The organism is Chryseobacterium sp. CS3K3.1, assembly GCF_059515165.1.
In genome coordinates, this window is record NZ_JCAKRV010000010.1 from 131604 (window position 1) to 150557 (window position 18954).

Genomic DNA, 18954 nt, shown 5'->3' on the forward strand with positions numbered 1-18954 from the left:
AAAATATTATGAGTAAAATAATTGGAATTGACTTAGGAACAACCAACTCTTGTGTTGCTGTAATGGAGGGGAAAGACCCTGTTGTTATTCCTAACGCAGAAGGTAAAAGAACTACTCCTTCTATCGTAGCTTTTACGGAAGACGGAGAAAGAAAAGTAGGTGATCCTGCAAAAAGACAGGCTGTAACGAATCCAACAAAAACTGTTTACTCTATCAAAAGATTTATCGGAACACACTTTAAAGATGATGCTTCTGAAATCACAAGAGTACCTTATAAAGTAGTTGCCGGACCAAACGATACAGTAAAAGTAAAAATCGACGATAGAGAATATACTCCACAGGAAATTTCTGCAATGACGCTTCAGAAAATGAAGAAAACTGCTGAAGATTATCTTGGTCAGGAAGTAACAAGAGCGGTAATCACTGTTCCTGCATACTTCAATGACGCACAGAGACAAGCTACTAAAGAAGCTGGTGAAATTGCAGGTCTTAAAGTAGAAAGAATCATCAACGAACCTACCGCTGCAGCGTTAGCTTATGGTCTTGATAAAAACCATAAAGATCAGAAAATTGCAGTATATGACCTTGGTGGTGGTACTTTCGATATCTCTATCCTTGATTTAGGAGACGGTGTATTCGAAGTATTGTCTACAAACGGTGATACTCACTTAGGAGGTGATGACTTTGATGATGTGATCATCAACTGGATGGCTGACGAGTTCAAAGCTGAAGAAGGGGTAGACTTAAAAGCTGATGCCATTGCTCTTCAAAGATTGAAAGAAGCAGCTGAAAAAGCTAAAATTGAATTGTCTTCTTCTCCTCAGACTGAAATCAACTTACCATATATCACAGCTACTGCTACAGGTCCTAAGCACTTAGTGAAGACTTTAACAAAAGCTAAATTCGAGCAATTATCTGCTGATCTTGTAAGAAGATCTATGGAGCCTGTTGCTAAAGCATTAAAAGATGCTGGTTTATCAACTTCTGATATCGACGAAGTTATCCTGGTAGGTGGTTCTACAAGAATCCCGATCATCCAGGAAGAAGTAGAAAAATTCTTCGGTAAAAAACCATCTAAAGGAGTAAACCCAGATGAGGTTGTAGCCATCGGTGCAGCTATTCAGGGAGGTGTATTGACAGGTGATGTAAAAGATGTATTACTACTTGACGTTACTCCACTTTCTTTAGGTATCGAAACAATGGGTTCTGTATTCACAAAATTAATTGAAGCGAATACTACAATCCCAACTAAAAAATCTGAAGTATTCTCTACAGCTTCTGACAACCAGCCGGCTGTAAGCATCAGAGTAGGACAAGGGGAAAGACCAATGTTCAACGATAACAAGGAAATCGGTAGATTTGACCTTACAGATATTCCACCAGCACCAAGAGGAGTTCCTCAGATTGAAGTAACTTTCGATATTGATGCGAACGGTATCCTAAGCGTATCTGCTAAAGATAAAGGAACTGGTAAAGAGCAGTCTATCAAAATCCAGGCTTCTTCAGGTCTTTCTGACGAAGAAATCGAAAGAATGAAGAAAGAAGCTCAGGAAAACTCTGCGGCTGATGCCAAGAGAAAAGAAGAAGTTGAAATCTTCAACAAAGCTGACGGATTGATCTTCCAGACTGAAAAGCAATTGAAAGAATTCGGTGAGAAACTTTCTGCTGACAAAAAAGCAGCTATTGAAGCAGCTCACGCAGAATTAAAAACAGCTTTCGAAGCTAAAAATGCTGATGATGTGAAAGCTAAAACTGAAGCATTAGATGCAGCATGGATGGCAGCTTCTGAAGAATTATATGCAGCGGGTCAACAGCCGGGTGCTGATGCAGGTGCAGGTGCTCAGAACCCTGGTGGAAACGCCGGAGCTGAAGATGTACAGGATGCAGACTTCGAAGAAGTAAAATAATAAATGTAAACACTAACATTTAATTATAAATTAACCCCGCGGTAAACAAAGTTTACCGCGGGGTTTTATTTTTATCAGATTCTGTCCTTTACTTTAATAATTTTCATATTATATCTTGAGGTAAATGACGGAATGTTTTCAATTGAGAAAAGGTTAAGAACCCTGTTTAGGATGGTTATAATATTTTTTTTTATTCCTTGTATAGAGATTTATATGTGAATATTATTTTGTTTTAAATTAAAATATCTTTAATAAATTCATAAAATTAATTTTTATTTAGAATAATTATAATTAATTTTGTGCCCTAAATATTTTAGGGGTGAAATTATCGTTATTAGCAGGTGCTGTTTTTCTGACAGCAGGCGGATTCTTGTCTGCCCAAAAAGTAGAATTTTATCATAACGGGCAACTCAAAAGGGGAGAGTTCGCAAGTGGTGGTTTGAAAGAATGTAAAGAATTACATAAGAAAGATAATTCTATGGTTCTTAAAGGAAAATGCCAAATCGTCTTCCTGAATGCCGACAATAGACAAGAAACCATTATCATAAAAGAGGGAGAAGAACTACAGCTTCAGATTCTATCTCCTAAAAGTTCTTCCCGAGAAAGGTCAGAGATCAGAATTGAAGGTGTACAACTTACCGCAAAAAAGAAACAGTTTTCCGAAATTTCAATCCAGCAGGAAGCTCTTCAAAATTTACAGTCATTTTCTATTGGTGACGTATTGCAGCAATTACCAGGTCAATATGTACAGCAGTTTGACAATACTCAATTTAAAAATATTGTATTCAGAACCGCCAGTGGCCCTTCAATCACTGGTTCCGGAAATGTTCCGGGAGGTGATGATTTTGGAAACAGGGCATTTGGAGTACAGTTGATGGTCAACGATATTGCCTTGTCTAATAACGAAAATATGCAGAGCTATGATTCTGCCAACAGCGGTCCTTTTGGAATAAGCTTTAATACTTCTACTAAAGGAGGAAATTTAATGCCGGGACAGCCTAACTATGGCGTCGATTTAAGAGAAATTCCTACAGAAAATATAGAAAGTATTGAAGTGATACAGGGAGTGCCGGATGCCAAATATGGAGATCTTACATCCGGACTTATTAAAGTGACCACCATTGCCAAAGCATCACCACTACGATTGGATGCGTCTCTTAGAGAAGGAACTTATCAGGTAGGTCTTACCAAAGGTTTTAAACTCAAAAACAACAATGCGCTTAATGTGTCCGTAGACTATATGAATTCACTATCTGATCCAAGAACAAGTCTGGTGGGGTACGACAGGACCAATGTTAATTTCCTTTGGTCATCAAAAAGTAAAAGCGGGTTCAGCCATAAACTTTCAGCTTCATTTTCTACCAATACCAGCAAGGGGAAAAGAGATCCTGATGATCTTGACGGAATGATCATCAATGTGGATAACAAGAGTTTTTCATTAAGCAATAATATCAGTTATAATTTTAATCGTAACGGAAGAAAACCGTTTTTCAGAATGATCGGTGCGGATGTAGGAATTAGCTATTCAACACAACTTACAGAAAGAAGATACTGGCTGAATCAAGGTGCCCGTCCGTACGGAAACGCTACTACAGATGGTGTTTACTATGCTCCTTACACACCGCCGAGCTATGAAAATCAAGCCTTTTCTGATGGGAAGCCTTTGAATATTTTTACCGATATAAGTGTGAATGGTACTAAAATGACGGCATCCAAATGGGTTCATATGTACAGTATCGGAGCCAATTTCCGGTACGGAAACAACTTTGGAAAAGGCCGTTACGGAACAGCAGGTCAGTTTACAACAATTACTGCTGCAGGGCAGGGATCAAACGGGATGAGGGACTTTAATTATCGCGATAATGTATTTGCCAGCAAACAGTATGCATTTTATATTCAGGATAATATCACAAAATCTTTTGCCAATAAACATATCTTAAGAACCAATCTGGGGCTTCGTTATGATCTGCAGAATTCATTTTCCACTTATTCGCCAAGGGTAAACACATCTTATCAGATGGGGAAATTTTCTGTGAGAGGAGGTTTTGGACTGACTTCTAAAGCGCCTTCATTGAATCAGATCTATACGGCACCAAGATACTTTGATTTCCTTCTTGGGGATTATCGTCTGCCGGGATATTATTCAGCAGCCATTATGCAGACGGTAGTGACTCCCGGAGATAATGCCAACCTTAAACCTTCAAAAAGCTGGAAAACAGAAGTGGGAGTAGATTACAGATTTCCCTTTGCAACGGTTAACCTTACGGCTTATTACAACAGGTTATTTGATGGATTTACCACAGCAAGCGTTCATAAAATCATGGACAAAGCGAAAGTAAATGTCAATATCTCAGGAACAGAAGTGCCCACTTTCGAGATCGTAGGAACCGAGAAATTTAATTACCTGCAGAATCGAATCGTCAACGGATATTCATCTGTAGATAAAGGGCTGGAACTGATGGCCAGTTTCAAAAAAATAGAAGCCCTTAATCTGGTCATTGGCTTTAATGCCAGTTATGTAGAGACTTCCGGTCATAAAGATGAAGGTCTTTACAAGATCAGTGCTCCCAAGATTGCAGATAAAGATTATGAGTATGGAATTTATAATGACAGTAGAAACAAAAGTTCTATGGCCAGAGCAAGTTTCAGTTTTGATTATCACCTGGCTTCATCCGGTTTGATCATTGGGTTGAGAACAGATCATTTCCTTTCAGACAGAACACTGAATGGCGCCAATGACATTTATCCAATAGGATATATCAGACATGATGGAACATCAGAAATGATTCCCGAAAATGACCGTAGCAATCCAAAATATCAGGGATTGTTTCTGCAGCCTTCAGATGAAAAATTGTCAGGTTTATATAACAAAACCCTGCATAATGTTCATTTAAGAGTAACAAAAGATTTCCTAAGTGGTTTCAGACTGTCCATCTATGTAAGTAATGTTTTCAACCTTAAAGCATATGATGAAAGAGGAGCTGTTTACGGCAATTTTACCTCTACTTCTTTTGGGGGGAATATTTCGTACAGATTTTAACCATACAACTAAAAATAAAAAATAATGAAAAGATTCATACTATTGTTAGTAATTCCTGTTATGACCCTTTGGGGATGTAACAGGGATGATGATTTTGGAGGAAATAATGAGATTAAGCCGGTTCCGTTTACCGTGAATATAAAATTTGACGCTTCAAAATATCCTTCCGTTGCAGACAAAGGAGTTGCAAATGTAACAGTTATCCTTAAAAATACAGCAACAGAAGATCAGATTACAGGAAAAACAGATGAAAACGGAGATTTAAAATTAAATGCTGTTCTACCGGGAAATTATAGTATTCAGGCGGAACTTCAATTAAAAAAAAGTGAATATGAACAGCAGATAGGAGAGGAGACCAGCTATGAAATTGTTCACTTCGGAGGTTTTGATGAAAAAGTAATCATTAATGCCAATACTCCCTCAAAATTAGTCAGAATCACTAGTGGAAATCTTGGCGATCTTGTGATCAAACAATATTATTATGCAGGTTCAGACACAAAACTGGGCGCCAATTTCAGAGATCAGTTTATAGAAGTTCATAATAACTCTGACCAGACTATTTATGCCGACGGTTTATATCTTGTATTTCTGGAAGGGAATACAAACAGTAACCCAACCACTTATACTTTATCTAACGGACAATATGACTGGAGCAAAACTGCCGGTGGCGGTGCAGCAGCCAATACAGATTATGTGTACTCTAATATACTTATCAAAATACCTGGAAACGGCAGTCAATATCCCATTTTACCAGGGAAAAGTATAGTTATAGCTCAAACAGCCATTAATCATAAAATACCTTTTGATGATATTAACGGTACAGGAGTAGCGATACAGGAGCCTGACAGAACTGTTGATCTGAGTCATGCTGACTTTGAAACATATTTGGGAGATTATAATACAAGCATTGGCAAGAAGCCTTTTGCATGGGATATCCAGAATATTATGGTGCCGGATATGCAGGTTGCCTACTGGAGTATTGCTTCTAATGACTTAATCCTGAATGTAAATTCTATGCTGGGGCTCGGAATTCTGAGAGCAACGGATGCAGAAGTGGCAGGCTGGCAAAAAGTGCCATCGCCGAAAACGCCAACAGGAAATTTGTTTCTGCAGATTCCTAAAAACTATATCATAGACGGAATAGATATCACAGATAAGGAACAAAAAGCTCCTAAAGATTTTCCTGCAGATATTGATGCTTCACGAACTTTTATCGTCAACGCTGTAGGGCAGGCTGAAGCCACGTTTACCGGCCTCTCTGTAATCCGGAAAACAAAAGAAATTATCAATGGACGTGTGGTACTGCAGGATACAAATAATTCTGCCAATGATTTTGTAACGATTAAAGCAAACCCTCGAGGATATGCACAGTAATAATAAAAAAATTAGAACATTTCAGCACAGTATAGTGGGATTGGCTGTATTAGGCAGTCAGTTTTTTCATGCCCAGACGACCGCGCTGGACAGTATCAACATCAGTGCTGTAGAAAAAAATATCAGGATAAATGATCCCTACATTTCATTTTTTCAGCCATTAGATTTTTCCAGAACAACCTTTCAATATACTTCAGTAAAACAAAATTTTAAAAGAGTACAGACTGCTGAAGAAACAGGAAGTTTCACTTTTCAGTCTGAAGGAGTTTATAAACTGAATGATAAAATAGCATTATCAGGAAGACTTAAAGCAGATAAAACTACAGAAGAGAACGTTCCCTATATTCTGAGTGATGAAAGAACGAACAGTTCATCTTTTATTTATAACCCCTCTTATTATTGGGTTCCCCGTTCAGCGAGATGGCAGAAACAAAGTTATTTTATCAACGGACAGTTTGCCTATAATCCCGTAAAACCTGTAATCCTGCAGTTGGGAGGAGAAGGGATTTATGCCAAATCATACAGACAAAATGCAGATCCAAGACCTAAAATAGATGATTATAAATACAAGGCTTTTGCAAAATTAGGCTTAAAGTGGAAGCAGCATGCTGTTTTTGGGAAACTGAGCTATGTACATCATTACAAAGGAAATGATATCATGTTTGTAAATATGAAAGGAAACGTACCCGCGAATGACAGCATCTACATCCGTTATAATGAAGGTTATGGTAATCAGTATATTGGAAATACCCAGTACAAAACTTCCGAATATAAAATGGGAGGTTATATATGGGGCGGTGAATATGCATTTAATAACCCGAATACTCATTTTTCTGCCGGATACGACTATAAAAATCTGATTGAACGCTTTTACAGGGTTTACGAGTATCAGGATGCCAGCTTTAACTGGCAAAAAGATTATACAAAATATTCCGGGCTGAAAACAGATCTCCACAGCTTCTATCTCAATTTCCTGGGAAATTATAACGGGAAAAAATGGGCTTCTATGGTGAACTATCAGGATCAACTCGATACCAATTATAATTATCCGTCAGAATACAGAACCTACCGCCTCGAACAGAAGAACCTTTTCTGGCAGAATAGTGTGATGTGGTTTAATCATAAGAACGAAGCATTTAAAATGATCTTTGATGCAGCATATGGAAAAAATCACGTAAAAGATCTATCCGTGGTAATGGACAGGAAGCTTTCGTTTTTTAATTACTGCCTTGGAGCAGAAAAAGAATTTGCTTTGAAACCTTTCCATAAGCTGACTTTTGGTTTGTCACAAAACCTTTACATTCCATTGGAAAAAGAATTCAATTATCAGCCTTACCAAAGCACAAAAGAGAATATCTTTGCAACTAAGATCGCTCAGCCGGACTTTGCTTATGATGCAACCCCTAAAATAGGTCTTAATTTTAACGCAAGTTATATTTTTGACCAGAATAAAATAAGGTATGAGCTGTTTGGAAGTTTTTCTCAGACATGGCTGATGAACAGTACCTATAAAAATCAAGTGGACTACAATGGCAGAGCTAATCATATTGCCTTAGTAGGAGTGAATGTTTATTATTAAGAAATAAATGAAAGACAGATACATCGCTTTTCTGGCAATTGCCGGAGTAATATGTTTATTAAGTTATACTTCTAATGACCCTACGGGATACTCCGTAGAGGAGCTTCGTACTTTGTACAGCAGCGGAGATCAGAGCAAATGGCCGGCCGCCCGCTTATTTGATGAAGCAAAAGAAGGGTTCCAGGATATCGGACCCTTGCCAAAAATGAGTTTTCCTGAAGATAATCCCTATTCCGAAGATAAAATGGAACTGGGAAAAATGTTATTCTTTGATCCGAGGTTGTCGAAAAGCGGACAGATCTCCTGTGCAAACTGCCATAATCCTGAAATTGGCTGGTCAGACGGAAGCAGGGTTTCTTTTGGCCACGACAGGCAGACAGGTACCAGAAATGCACCTACTTTGGTAAATATCGGATATGCTAAAACACTTTTCTGGGACGGCCGTTCGGCAACGTTGGAAGAGCAGGTGAAAGCCCCTATCGAAAATCCGGTAGAAATGAATCTGCATATGTCAATGGCAACAAAAAATATCAGAAAAATTAAAGGGTATAGATCTTTTTTCGTCAAAGCTTTCGGGAATGGAGAAGTGACAGAAGAAAAAATTGCAAAAGCCATTGCTACATTTGAACGTTCTCTGATAAGTCCGCCTTCAAGATTTGATAAATTCGTGACCGGAAAGAAAGATGCCTTAACGGATTCTGAAATCAATGGGCTTCATTTATTCAGAACTAAAGCAAATTGTATCAACTGCCACAACACGCCTTATTTTTCCGACCAAAAATTCCATAACCTGGGACTGACGTATTACGGAAGAAAATACGAAGATCTGGGACGGTACATTGTTACTCAAAAAAATGAAGATGTAGGAAAATTCAAAACTCCTGCACTAAGAGAAGTTTCCGAGAATAAACCTTATATGCATAACGGGCTTTTCCCCGAGCTGGCGAACATCGTCATGATGTATAATGCCGGAATGGGAAGGGAAATTCCAAAAGGAGAACAGATCAATGATCAAAAGTTTCCCCATAAATCAGGAATGATCCAAAAACTGAATTTAACAGATGATGAGGTGTTTGATATCGTAGCATTTTTAAAAACACTGAACAGTTACAAATATAAAATGCGCCCACCGGAATTACCTGAGTCATAATAATTATAATAAAACTACTGCAGTCAGAAAGATGATTTTTGTGTGTTTTGAGCTTACAAAAATTAAATTCATAAAAACAAAAAGGTCTCCTGAAGTTTCCTTCAGAAGACCTTTATAGTAATCATTATACTTTTTTAATATTAGTTATCTTTAGCAAATATGGTCCCGCTTAAAGATCCTTTACCCCAGTTAAAGTTATCCCCTGATGCAGCCCACATATTAAATCTAGTAGTTGTTACCGTACCTTCTACATAGCCATTAAGAGAGTATACTATGTTTATAGGTGATGATCCACTGTTAACAACAGTTTCTGAAAAGCTTCCTGACACACTCATCATATGTGACCCGGAATCTGAATAAGGTACAGAATATTTTCGGGAACCTTCCTGTGCTTCTACACCGTTTTTAAGAAAACGAATACCAAAATACCCATTAACAACTGTATTACTGTTATTTAAAGGATAAGTACCCATAGGAACAGTGTAGGTCATTAATATTTTGGTGGTAGAATTGGGAGGAACTACTACTGTAGCACTTAAACCCAGATTTACAGTATCTATAATGTTACCCACTCCTGCAGCACCCTGATCTACCGGAGTTGTTGCTGCGACGGCCACTACCTGTGATAATACAAAATCACTTTTCTGAGGGGATAGCTTGTCCCAGTTTGGTGCTCCGGAAGTTCCTGAATTAACATAAAGTCCTTCTCCATACGGAGTTAATGCAGTGTTGGAATTATACACCATAAGCCCTTTTGCGGGTGAGGGAACAGTAGTCCCATCTGTTATTGAGGTTAATGATACTCTTGGTAACAAAAATCCTCTGTTGGTAGCAGTAAGATCCAGCAAAGCTGAGTTATCAGGAGCATTGGTACCTACCCCGACATTTCCACCCACAGGGTTTAATACTAATGGAAGCCCTGTAGTTGAAGTTTTATTCTGGCTGGAAATATAAGATCCATAAGGAGAGTTTGCATAGGTTCCGAAGTCAAGAGCATGGTTGGTATTTCCATCCACTCTAAACGTAGCATTGGTACTGGCTGTTCCTAATGCTGAAGGCTGTGCATTGGCTCCTGTTACTACCAGCTTATTGGTAGGAGTCACCGTTCCCACTCCAACATTTCCACCTGAAGTAACAGTCATTTTTTGGGTATTATTTGTTATAAACCTCAGGTCATTAGCTGTAGTGGTTCCCAGAGAAGCTACTCCTCCGCCTATAAACGTTTTCAGATTCACTATACCATTGGTATGATTTACACCGAAACTATTATCGGGAGTACTGATGGTAAGTTTGGTATCAGGTGTTGTGGTACCAAGACCTACACGGTCATTGGCAGCGTCTACGGATAAGGTGCTGCCATCTACAGAAAATGCATTAGTCTGTGTTCCTGTAAATGTCAGGGTATTGGCGCCCTGGGTTACCGTTCTGTTTCCTGTAAGCGTACCATCTGCTGTGTAGAGATTAACCGCAGCAGCTCCTACAGAACCTCCGTCCGTAGATCTCCAGCCTGAATTACTGTATACATATTCCAAAGCCTTACCATTGGGAATGGTAACACCACCCAATGAGGCTCCAAAACCTCCTGTTGTGTTATTATAGACAATGATTCGCTGTCCTGCATTGGGAGGAACAGGGGCAGTAATCGTTACGGTTGCAGTAGCAGCACCGGTAAGTTGTACCTGGCTTACATTGGCAGGAATAGTCACAGCATTACCTGCAACGGCTAAAGCGGTTTCACGGTTGGTAATGGCTCCGTTCACATCCAATGTGGTACCGGGAGCAATAAGTCCCAGTCCAAGGTTACCATTAGGAGTCACCACCAGGTCATCAGTCGCCTGAACAGCGGTAGGCACCCCCGTTGTCGGATTATTTTTTAATCCGTCAATATTAAATATTCCCTGAGGATTACTGGTATTGATCCCCACTTGTGATTTTGCCACCAGAGAAAAGGTGGTAAGCAAGCCTGCTAGTAATAAATTTTTTTTCATAATATATAAGAAATTAAGATTAAAATAAATTAATATCTCTTTTTTTTTGTCACGGACTCCATCTTAGCAACAGAGTGTGTTTACATTGTATCTATTATATGTTCTTTGTGTTTATGGAACAATAGTTTTTTTCTAAAAGTTCAGGACTACATCTTTAACATGCTTGTATCATTTATATGAATAAAAGTAACTTATCGACATTCAACTATTCTCTCAGATAAATATGTATCGTTTTTCGTGCTGCTATTTTTCAACGGTTAAATGGTTAAACAAAATATAAATCATGCTGCGTGGTATGAGTTTCTCTGGACTTTAGCTTATTGCGTAATATTCATAATATCCTTAATATCTTTAACAAAAATAAGCTTATTTAAGGCTGTAGTATATTTTTCACATACAACATACGTACATCATACATACATCATTTAGATGCAACTCCTGTATTTTATACTTTGTATTATCATTGTTGTGTGAAATAATTAATCTGTTATGCGTGATATGTTTTTTATTTAAACCTTAGAAATTTCATATTTTAGCGGTCTTTAATCCCTTTTTAAAGGCATTTAGTTTTTTATTTTTAAAAAAAATTATGGTTGTAGCGGATATTCTCCTATAGACCACCAGACATTGATGGAATTATATATCAGGATTTATTTTGAATGGGATACCGGTTTAAAAAGTCTGAAAGTGATTGCTGCGCATTTTAAAATATAAAATACAAACCTGGATGAAAGGTACCTGAGAATATTAATATCATTCAGGTTTAATAATTATCGACTTATCTCTTTGTTGCTCAGTAATGATTAACAAAGGTTTGTTTATTGATAATCCTTCGGCTTGCTCATGTTGACAACCCGGATACCCACAGGAATTTTTAATCTTTCAGGCTGAATCTGTCAAAGCTATTATTAAAGTTGTTTAAACTTTACAAAACCGCAAAAGTCACAAAAACACAAATGGGTGGATTTAAAAACACCTGTGTTCAATTAAGTAAGTTTAAAAATGAGACTACAGAAAAGTTCATATAAGATGAAAATCAATGGTTTCACAAAGTAAAAAATGCATACAAAAGTGTAAACAGCCTCATTACTGAAAAGGGATAGGTTAATACATAAAAATACCCCTCAAAATATTTTTGAGGAGTATTATATCAGGAATATATTCCATCTCACTTACATCTTTGTCACTACTAAGGAACAGGGGATGCCGTTGCGGCTCCGGTATTGCTACCTCCTAAATCATAAACAGCATTAGAAAGTACGGACATTTGTTCATTGGAAATAATTAACAGTCTGACACCCCAGTAAAAACTTGCAGCACCATTAATTGTCGCATTGGGAACGTCAGCGTATATTCTCCAGGTACCATTTTGCTGGAAAGTATAAATATCCGGTGTTTGAAAATCATAACCGCTATAGCTGTTTTTAAACCCTGAGGTTGTAAAGGTATGATTACTGGTATCAAATCCCACCACAATAGCTGTATATTTACTTGTTGGTATTTTGGTATCAAAATTAGAGATATAATCTCCATTAGGATTCGAGAATGCATAATATTTAAAATACATTTTTGAAACAGGTCCTATTTTACCCCAGTCCGGTGCTGCCGGAGTTCCGCCGTTATAATAAACTCCCGCACCTTGAGGCGACATGGCTGTGTTATTATTATACACCATAAGTCCGGTGGCAGGCGAAGGAACCGTACTGGCATCCGATGGGGAGGACAGGGATACCCTTGGCAGTAAAAGCCCTTTATTGGCTGCATTAAGATCCAGTAATGCCGAACTGTCCGGTGTACTTACTCCTACCCCTACATTCCCGGCAGGAGTAACTACCACTTTTGCGCTGTTATTAGTCATCAGGTTCAGATTATTTGAAGTAGTAGTCCCCACATAACCTGCTCCAGCTCCGATATATGTTTTCAGATTCACTGTACCATTGGTATGATTCAGTCCAAAGCTGTTATCTCCTGTACTGATGGTAAGCTTAGTGTCGGGTGTGACAGTACCTATACCTACATCTCCTGCTGGAGTAATAGTCATTTTTTGAGTATTATTCGTTGTAAATCTCAGGTCGTTTGCTGTAGTGGTTCCCACGGAGGCTACTCCTCCTCCGACAAACGTTTTCAGATTCACTGTACCATTGGTATGATTTAAACCAAAGCTGTTATCCGGGGTGCTGATGGTCAGTTTGGTGTCTGGTGTTGCAGTACCAAGACCTACACGGTCATTGGCCGCATCTACAGATAAGGTGGTTCCATCTACAGAAAAAGCATTGGTCTGGGTTCCTGTAAATGCTAAGGTATTGGTACCCTGAGTTACTGTTCTGTTGCCGGTAAGCGTGCCATCTGCATTGTAAATATTAACAGGAGTGCTCAGCTTTGTCCATACGGTACCATTGTAATAATAATAGCCAACGGTATCAATGTTCACAGCAGTACCTGCAGTAGTTCCTGTAGCAATACTGTTTACATAGATCAGTGTGGATGTTGGAACCCCGGTCATACTCTGAGCTTTTTGTCTGTCTACTCTTGGAATAAGTAATCCTTCTACTGTTGTACCGGTACCGGTACTGTTTTTAGCAGTTACATCAAGTGTTGCAGCGGGGGTTGGGGTGTTAATCCCCACCTGTGATTTTGCCAATGAAAAGGTAGCAAGTAATCCTACTACGAATAAATTTTTTTTCATAATATGTGTTAATTAATAATTTTCTTGTTTCAACAGTTATAATAGCAGTGAACATTTTACCGCACTATATATCTGTGTGTTGAATTATTATGGATTGGATGCAAAGGTAATGCTTGGTGGAAATTGTAAGCATATTATGTACTCATCATAGATACAACATAGGTCTATCTTATATACATCATTTTTGTGTTTATGTTGAAAAAATAAGCTTTCTAGGGGAAAAAACTTTAATAAATTAAACCACAATTAAGTGAATTAATGATGAAAATACTATCTTTGTTTTTTATCTTTGTCGCTTTCTATCAGTTTGCTAAAAGAGGTTGACAATACAGATAGATTTGCCGGTATAATTCAAATCATGATTTATGGTGGAGAAATTATTATTAAGAGTAGGTTATTGATTTAAATTAGTAAAGAGACAGCTAATTATGTTTTGATCATCTTTACATCTGTTGTAAGCACATGTTGATTTGAGTCCGGAATTTTTTGCTTTCAGGTGGAAATCGAATGCACTTGTTGAAGATGTAGTGAAGTTGTACCGAATTTTGTAACCCTTTATTCATAATGGTTTGGGAGGATGATGTATCTACGCTGTATGTTGTTATTATGCATTTTTTCTCACTTTTTTTTAACCTTGCCAAAAAATAAAATAGATATGTGTATCAGAAAAATGAACTCTTGATCTCTTCGTGAAATTCCGGACTTTGCGAAAAAGGAATATCAACAAAAGGATGAAATTAATAAGTTTTTTGATGCTGCTTTTATGGGCAAAAGAAACTGACCTATGCAGTAGAATTTTAAAGGAATATGCCAAAATCCTGCATAGTACGGTTGATCATTCTTTAAAGCAAAAAAAGGAGAAGTTGAAATTCATTAATGATATGAAGCGAAAACGGGAGGTCACAGATGTTCTGATGTATTCCAAATCTTGTTATCCGTGTAAATAAAAGCAGAGAAAAGATAACGTTCAAAAAAGGAGTAATGCTATGTTACAGAGCAGTAAATTATCATCGATAGGAAGCTGTTGCTTATTTCTCTTGAAATACTGCTGTTTTTACAAATTGGAAATATTGATCTGATATACTAATCATAATAATTTTATTTGGTCATGATAAGTATTTTTTTATCTTTAATCAGCAACTTGTTATTATGTTTTTTTTAAAAAATATGAATAAAATTATTTTATTTTCCTTCATAATATGTTGTTCGGAATTATTTTCACAACGATATACGGAAAGGAATATTGATACTTTACTGATAAAAACAAACGAAGTACTTCGGACAAGAATATCTGACGATGATCTTATCCGTTGGAATAAAGCAATTATAAAGGAAGCGGTTCGGATTGGCTACCGTGAAGGAGAGGCAATGGGATATGCCAATATTGCGAACCGGTATATATTTGGGGAGGATTTAAAGAAAGGGTTGGAATATTTAAACAAGGCTGAAGATATATCCGGGAAAAGCAATAATAATTTTCTTTTTGGTAAAATCAATCAGGAGTATGCCCAGGTTTATAGTAAGATGGACGTGAGTAAGCTGGCTTTGGAATACAATTCAAAAGCTATGGAGTATGGTCTGAAGCTGAGAAAAGATAACCGGGACTGCCGTCTGTTTTTACGCTATGTCTATTCAACCAGATCTGTCTTCATGTATAAAGTTGACCGTCCTGACTCGGGCATTATTTACCTGCATAAAGCTATGAAAATAGAGGCAAATCCTCTCGATGTAGCTAATGTTGCCCATCATTATACCGTATTTGAAGCGAAACCTGATTCTGCCAGATATTACTTTCAAAAGGCTTTTGTGCTTTTAGAAACCAAAAAATTTAAACATAACAAATTCCAGAGAGCTGTTGTTTTACAGAATTATGGAATATTTCTGAACAGTCAGGGAAAAATCAGTGAGGCCATCGATACATTTACGAAGTCGATTGGATTTGCAAAACAGGTCAACAGACCAAAACTTATTCTTGGCAATTATAAGGAGTTGTCTGTACTTTATAAAAAAGAGGGAAATCCTGATAAAGAAAATGAATATCTGAACAAAGCAATCTCATTGCAGGACAGCCTTGATGCCAACCAGAATCAAGCAGTAAATCTTTCCATCAACAAACTGAATAAAGATAGAGAAAAGGAAAAGGTCCAATTTAAAAGTCAAAATAATACCACATTATGGTATAGTGGTATCTTAATGCTGTTAATTATTTTAGTTACCATTTACTTTTATTTGCATGTCAGAAAAAAGAAAAAGAAGCTGGCGGAAAGTGAAAAAATAATTTTTGAAATAGGAAAAGAAACTACAGACCTGAAAAGAAAACTCAGCGAAAATTATGAGAATGTCATTCAGCTTGCCAGAGAAAAAAAAGCTGATTTTTTTCCTAAATTCCAGGAAGCATATCCGGAATTATTCAGGGAGTTGTTGAAAATAAATCCTAATCTTTCCAAATCGGATTTAACTTTTTGTGCCATGATATGGCTAGGCTTTTCATCAAAGGAAATTGCTCAGTGTGTCTCTATGGAGCATAGATCTGTACAGACAAAAAAGTACAGAATACGTAAAAAACTGAATCTGGAAAGCGAGACCAATCTGTATCTTTTTTTCAGATCTATATTGGAGCCTTAGAAATGTTAATTTAGTGTAACTGAATAAAATTTCAGAGAAACATGGGAGCAGGTTTTTATTATTGCTTTTCTGTAGGTTTGTTTAACCTTTATAGATTTGTCATAATAAGACTTGCTATTTCTATTTCCCTTCTCGTACAATATTCGTATTGGTAACCTTGATAATCACTTTTTTGATTAGCTTGACTGTTACATTCTTTGAATATACAAACTATCGTTTTGAACGTTTTGTTGCTGGCACTTACATCCGGTACAGTTGTCCATTAGTTCTGCATTTATTACTTAATGTAGAGCATCCTCGTTTTTTGATATGAATAGGATAGTTTTTTTATTATGGATGAAAAAACAAACAGTTTATTTAAGTATAGAGAGACAGATTTTAAATCTGTTGATTTCGTGCATGTTATTGATTCTTGCTTATGTAGATTTTCTCCGTGATGCATAAATGATGTATCGTGTTGTATGGATGATGTAGATCTAAAAGATGAATTTTATTTTTAAGTGTTCTAATATTGCACTGGCAAATTTTATGGCCCCATTCACAACACAAATGACTTTTATTACTAACTAATTTATTCAAATTAATTAATACACAAATGATGAAAAAAAAATTATTATTAACAAGCATATTTATTATGTTTTCACTGGCAGCGAAATCACAGGTGGGGATCAATACCAGTAATCCTCAGGGTATATTTAGTGTTGATGGGATGAAAAATAATCCAACAAGTGGAGTGCCTACTTCCGCTCAGGCTAAAGATGATCTGGTGATGACTCCTAATGGTAATCTGGGACTGGGGCTTATCGCTCCTGGTACCACATTGGATGTGAACGGAGCCATTACCAACCGTGAAACCGCTTTAGCCGTTGCAGGCAATGCTGTTACTATTCCGGCTAATGTAAGTTTGGTACAGCTTACGGGAGCTGCTACCAGTGCAGTTGTTATTACTGCACCTGCCGCTCCTAACCCGGGGCAGCGTCTTATTGTTTATAATAATACAACAGGTGGATTTGGTGCTACATTGGGTGGTGTTACTATTCCCAATGGTAAGGCTTTGGAATATGTATACAGTAACTCTGGGTGGAGATCTACTGATGGTGGTTCAGGAACAACTTCTACTAATATTTATACGGCTGACGGTACCCTTACCGGTAACAGGATCGTAACACAGGGAGCCAATACCTTAGCATTTACCGGAACGCAGACCAATGCTTTTTCTGTAGATGGAAATACCTTATCCGTAGATGCTGCCAATGACCGTGTAGGTCTTGGTACTACAACACCTGATACCAAACTTACCATCAGTACCCCTGATAACAGTTTTGGATTAAATCATACCAATGGTACAGTGAACTTAAAAACATATATCGGAGGAGGTGTAGTTTCTGTGGGAACCACTACAGCCAATGATCTGAGATTTACTACCAATAATACTCAAAAAATGACTATTACCTCAGGAGGAAATGTTGGAGTAGGAACTGTGACTCCCACTAATAAACTGGTGATAGCCGGGAGTAATGCACAGCCTTCTGCACAAGGGACAGCAACTACCAATGCCACGCTTCGGGTTGATGGAAGCAGTAATCATGCTCTTGATTTCGGAACCTATGCAAACTCTCCTTATGGATCTTATATTTCAAGCCAGAACAAAACAGCTGCTGCAGGACTTCCTTTGGTGTTGAACCCGGAGGGGGGAAATGTAGGTATTAACACAACTCCGGGTACAGCACTGGATGTTAATGGAGCGATTACCAACCGTGAAATTGTATTAGCTGTTTCCGGTAATACTGTAACGGTTCCACCTAATGTAGGTCAGGTTCAGCTTACCGGTACTGCTACAGGAACAATTACCATTAATGCATTTGCAGCGCCTAATGCTGGTCAGAGACTTGTTGTGTTTAACAATACTTCAGGAGGATTCGGAGCAACACTGAATGGGGTTACCGTTCCTAATGGTAAAGCATTGGAATATGTTTTCAGTAATTCAAACTGGAGATCTACCGATGGAGGTACTGTTGGGGTAAGTTCAGCTAATATTGGAGATATTAAGGCAAGTTTTTCGGTATTTGATCACAGTGGATGGGTAAAACTTGATGGAAGACCAGTAGGAGGTTTGACCACTACTCAAAGAGCCGCTGCAAATTCATTAGGATTTTCATCATATATTCCTAATGCCAGCAACTCTTACTTAGTACAGGACGGTACAAGATTGGGAAGTATTAACAGCAATAACTCCCGTGTGATAGCAAGGAATCAATTGCCTAATTTTCAGTTATCTGGTACCACCAGTTCAGCTGAGCCTACTATAAAGTATGATATTATCAATAACAATGGTAAACCGGCAACTGATGCTTATTCATATACCTTCTTAGCCGGTAAAATTGGTACAGGTACGAGAAATCTTGATCATGTTAATACTAATGTATTACACCAAAATCCGCACTCCCATTCATTTACCACGAATAGTGTAAATGGTGGCGTAGCACAGCAGTCCATCAACATACAGCCTCAAAGTTTAAGTGTCAATATGTTTGTTTATTTAGGGAAATAAAAAAGTGACATATATTATAAAAGTATAGAAAAACCAATGTTTTGATTTAATTTA

The 18954-nt window shown here is 37.6% G+C and carries 9 protein-coding genes; 7 read left to right on the forward strand and 2 right to left on the reverse strand.

Annotated features, from left to right (window positions below):
- The first annotated feature begins 8 nt into the window (after nt 1-8).
- From dnaK to AC5YGI_RS11620, 5 genes are all read left to right on the forward strand, one after another.
- On the forward strand, nt 9-1907 hold the full coding sequence (gene dnaK, locus AC5YGI_RS11600) for a molecular chaperone DnaK (protein WP_330747401.1): 1899 nt from the start codon (nt 9-11) through the stop codon (nt 1905-1907).
- 319 nt (nt 1908-2226) lie between these two features.
- The gene (locus AC5YGI_RS11605) at nt 2227-4947 is read left to right on the forward strand and encodes a TonB-dependent receptor plug domain-containing protein (RefSeq protein ID WP_496168392.1); all 2721 of its coding nucleotides are present in this window, start codon (nt 2227-2229) and stop codon (nt 4945-4947) included.
- Between the two features lie 24 nt (nt 4948-4971).
- On the forward strand, nt 4972-6321 hold the full coding sequence (locus AC5YGI_RS11610; protein WP_496168393.1) for a DUF4876 domain-containing protein: 1350 nt from the start codon (nt 4972-4974) through the stop codon (nt 6319-6321).
- The gene (locus AC5YGI_RS11615) at nt 6311-7900 is read left to right on the forward strand and encodes a DUF6850 family outer membrane beta-barrel protein (RefSeq protein ID WP_496168394.1); all 1590 of its coding nucleotides are present in this window, start codon (nt 6311-6313) and stop codon (nt 7898-7900) included. Before AC5YGI_RS11610 ends, AC5YGI_RS11615 begins: the two co-directional genes overlap by 11 nt.
- Nucleotides 7901-7907: 7 nt before the next feature.
- A complete protein-coding gene (locus AC5YGI_RS11620) occupies nt 7908-9050 on the forward strand; it encodes a cytochrome-c peroxidase (protein WP_496168395.1) in 1143 nt (380 codons plus the stop codon).
- Nucleotides 9051-9190: 140 nt separating this feature from the next.
- On the opposite strand, the gene AC5YGI_RS11625 is transcribed toward AC5YGI_RS11620, so the two are convergent.
- Nucleotides 9191-11038: a phage tail-like protein gene (locus AC5YGI_RS11625; protein ID WP_496168396.1), complete on the reverse strand. Its 1848-nt coding sequence runs from the start codon at nt 11036-11038 to the stop codon at nt 9191-9193.
- Nucleotides 11039-12227: 1189 nt separating this feature from the next.
- Nucleotides 12228-13724: a phage tail-like protein gene (locus AC5YGI_RS11630; RefSeq protein WP_496168397.1), complete on the reverse strand. Its 1497-nt coding sequence runs from the start codon at nt 13722-13724 to the stop codon at nt 12228-12230.
- 1167 nt (nt 13725-14891) lie between these two features.
- Between AC5YGI_RS11630 and AC5YGI_RS11635 the strand changes: the two genes are divergently transcribed.
- Both AC5YGI_RS11635 and AC5YGI_RS11640 read left to right on the forward strand, forming a co-directional pair.
- On the forward strand, nt 14892-16349 hold the full coding sequence (locus AC5YGI_RS11635; protein WP_496168398.1) for a hypothetical protein: 1458 nt from the start codon (nt 14892-14894) through the stop codon (nt 16347-16349).
- A gap of 595 nt (nt 16350-16944) precedes the next feature.
- Nucleotides 16945-18900: a beta strand repeat-containing protein gene (locus AC5YGI_RS11640; protein WP_496168400.1), complete on the forward strand. Its 1956-nt coding sequence runs from the start codon at nt 16945-16947 to the stop codon at nt 18898-18900.
- Nucleotides 18901-18954 lie beyond the last annotated feature (54 nt).